We start from the raw sequence: 2,920 nt of genomic DNA, 5'->3' as shown, positions 1-2,920 counted from the left end.
CAAGGGGCCTTTCGAAAAGGCCCCTCGCTGCGGCGGCAAAGCCCCCTCCGCTCACCCCAAACGCTCGCCTTGCGGCTCGTACTAGCCCTAAATCATTCAGCTTTTTAAATTCAGCGCTTGATTTAGGTCTAGCAGCCCGGGGTGCAATCCCTCGCGCCGCCTCGCTTGGCCTTTTCGCCGAGGGCTTTGTCGCCAAAACTTGCAGTACGCCCGGTACAGCGGCGTTTTGGCTTCGCGCCCTCGACGAAAATCTCGGCGCGAGGCGAGGAATCGACCCGCCCGCAGCCAGCCCCGCCACGCCTCCCAGCGCTTGACCCGACGCAGCGCCCGGCGAGCCTCGGCCTCGCTCGCGGCGAGCTCGAACAGCAGCGCGCGGGTGTAGTCGGCGTGGCGGCGCTCGTCGACGAGGATCGTCGAGAACAAGCTCGCGTCACGCTCGCGGCCCCGGGCCGCGAGGTAGTCGACGTAGGTCATGAACTGCTCGATCGCCCGGGCCTCGCCGACATGGACGAAGGCCAGGAAGTCGAGCTCGCCGAGGCTGACGAAGAGCTGCTCCGAGTCGGCGCGGACCGGGCCGAGCGCGGGGACGCCGGCCTCGCGTGCGAGCGAGTGCGGCGGCGAAGCTCATCGGCGAAGGACTACGTCAGTGTAGGGTGAAGAAGTCCGGAGGCGCCGCCGACGAGGAGGGATCGGGTTCAGCGCAGCGCGGACGGAGCAAATTGTTCGAGCCCCGGGAGATCGCTCGAAGGTCGGTGGGGCCCGAGCGCGCAAGTGTGCAGGATCCCGGCCCCTCCCCCCCTCCACAGGTCGCTAGCAGCTGGTCTAGGAACACCGTTCATCAGGCTGACACAGCTTCGTGACCCCCGCGTGGGCTCGGCGCGACGGCATCGTCACCGCGAGGGGCCTGACGTGCCCTATCCTCGCACCAACGTGTCGCAGGCCCACCCATCGGACGGCCGCCGTCGGCGCAGCTGCTGGCTCGCGCTGGGCCTCGCGTCGCTGATCGGATCTGCAGCGGGGTGCGTCCGCGAGCCCCTGCCCGAGCTGTGCCCCAAGGTCGCCGAGGGAGAGCTGGTGATCTCCGAGCTGCGCTCGAACACGGACAGCTTCGGCGACTACATCGAGCTCTACAACGCGAGCTCGCGCACCGTCGACCTCGAAGGCCTGCGCGTGCGCCTGCGTGGCAGCGGCGGTGACGAGCTCGAGTTCTTTGTCCGCGGGGCGAGCGAGCTCGAGATCGAGCCCGGCGGCTACTTCGTGATCGGGCCGGGGCTCCCCGACGACCCGGAGGTGTGGATCGACTACTCGATCGGCTGGGACATCTCCGGCGGCGATCCAAACGAGAACGAGGCGCCCCGGGAGCTGTTCAAATCTGACTTCAGCGCGGCCTTCGTCGAGCTCGAGGCTTGCGGCGAGCTGATCGACCAGGTCTTCTACGACCACGACGAGCTGCCCGGGGTCGGCACCCTGGCCTGCGGCAACGCAGACAACCCACCGAGCGCGACGACCAACGACACCGCGTCCTCGGGCTGTTGGTGCGTCGACGATCTGCCCGACGACCAGGGCCTGCTCGGCATCGGGCTGCCGGGCTCGCCGGGGGAGCCCAACCGATGCCCCTGAGTCGTCACCTGCTCGCGGCCTGCCTGCTCGCCGCCCTCCCGCTGAGCGCGGCCTCGTGCTCGGGCCTCGACACTCGCTTCGACCGCAGCGAGCTCGAGCGCGAAGACGCGGGCCTGGTCATCGGCGAGTACCCGCTCAAGCCCGACGCGATCGTCGACGGCGACACCGTCAAGGTCGACGGCCTCGACGCGAGCCTCCGGCTGCTGGCGATCGACACCGAAGAGACCTTCAAGTCCGACAAGTCCTGGCGCGAGTTCGAGGTCGGCTGGGACGCCTACCTCGAGACCAAGCAGGCCAAGTCCAGCCGCCCGATCAAGATCCCGACGCCGCTCGGCATGGACGCCAAGCACTGGGCCGAGGACTTCTTCACCGGCGTGACCTCGGTCCGGCTCGAGCGCGATCACCCCAAGGAGATCCGCGGCCGCTACAACCGCTTCTTGGCCTACGTGCTCGTCGAGCGTGACGGCGAGTGGGTCAACTACAACATCGAGGCGGTGCGCGCGGGCATGAGCCCCTACTTCTCCAAGTACGGCTACTCGCGGCGCTTCCACGACGAGTTCGTGGCCGCCGAGACCGAAGCCCGCGAGGCCAAGCGCGGGATCTGGGCCGAGGGCGCGCGCTGCTACCCCGACTACGATCTGCGCGCGAGCTGGTGGAATGGCCGGGCCGAGTTCATCAAGCAATTCGAGGCCGAGGCCGCCGAAGATCCGACCCTGATCGCGCTGACCAACTGGGACGCCCTCGCCCGGCTCGAGGCCCGGCTCGGCGACGAGGTCGAGATCCTCGCAACCGTCGGCGACATCCGCCAGGGCGAGCGCGGGCCCAAGCGCGTGCTCCTGAGCCGCAGGATGTTCGCGGACTTCCCGCTGATCTTCTGGGAGGACGACGTGTTCGAGGACTCCGGGATCGAGCGCTACCGGAGCGAGTACGTGCGCGTGCGCGGGGTCGTGACCAACTACACCGACCGCCGCAGCGGCCGCAAACAGCTCCAGATCGAGGTCCGCGATCCGATCCAGGTCCGCCTGCCCGAGTACGCGCCGCCCGGCACGCCCGGCAGCGAGGACGTCGATCCCGAGTTCGACCTGCCCGAGGACCACGCGGCCGTCGAGCAACCCGAGGATTTCACTCCGCCGAGCTCGAAGTCGACCGAGCCTGACGCCGAGCCTGACGCCGAGCCCACGCCTGACGCCGAGCCCACGCCTGACGCCGAGCCCACGCCTGACGCCGAGCCCACGCCTGACGCCGAGCTCACGCCTGACGCCGAGCCCACGCCTGACGCCGAGCCCAAGCTCGCCGAGCC

4 protein-coding genes are annotated in these 2,920 nt (G+C 69.2%); 3 read left to right on the top strand and 1 reads right to left on the bottom strand.

The genetic code is table 11. The annotated features are described in order from the left end of the window. Positions 1-96 precede the first annotated feature (96 nt). Positions 97-474 (bottom strand): hypothetical protein, encoded by a 378-nt coding sequence (locus ENSA5_RS03575; protein WP_106390143.1) that lies wholly within the window; start codon positions 472-474, stop codon positions 97-99. A 30-nt stretch (positions 475-504) separates the two neighbouring features. Between ENSA5_RS03575 and ENSA5_RS36955 the strand changes: the two genes are divergently transcribed. The 3 genes from ENSA5_RS36955 to ENSA5_RS03565 form a co-directional block, all read left to right on the top strand. Then, positions 505-657: a hypothetical protein gene (locus tag ENSA5_RS36955; RefSeq protein ID WP_181197332.1), complete on the top strand. Its 153-nt coding sequence runs from the start codon at positions 505-507 to the stop codon at positions 655-657. 252 nt (positions 658-909) lie between these two features. Next, positions 910-1,620 (top strand): lamin tail domain-containing protein, encoded by a 711-nt coding sequence (locus ENSA5_RS03570; protein WP_181197331.1) that lies wholly within the window; start codon positions 910-912, stop codon positions 1,618-1,620. Then, the coding region (locus tag ENSA5_RS03565) for a thermonuclease family protein (protein ID WP_181197330.1) at positions 1,611-2,920 on the top strand (1,310 nt) is incomplete at its 3' end. The genes ENSA5_RS03570 and ENSA5_RS03565, both read left to right, overlap by 10 nt.

This window comes from Enhygromyxa salina, from assembly GCF_002994615.1.
In the GTDB taxonomy this organism is placed as follows: Bacteria; Myxococcota_A; Polyangia; order Nannocystales; family Nannocystaceae; genus Plesiocystis; species Plesiocystis salina_A.
The sequence above is the reverse complement of the archived record's forward strand: the minus strand, read 5'-3'. Positions and strand labels throughout refer to the sequence as shown.

What these genes read in the sequence shown, in the direction of transcription:
- ENSA5_RS03575 (WP_106390143.1), bottom strand. Translation starts at nt 474, where the DNA reads ATGACCTACGTCGACTACCTCGCGGCCCGGGGCCGCGAGCGTGACGCG.
- ENSA5_RS36955 (WP_181197332.1), top strand. Translation starts at nt 505, where the DNA reads ATGGACGAAGGCCAGGAAGTCGAGCTCGCCGAGGCTGACGAAGAGCTG.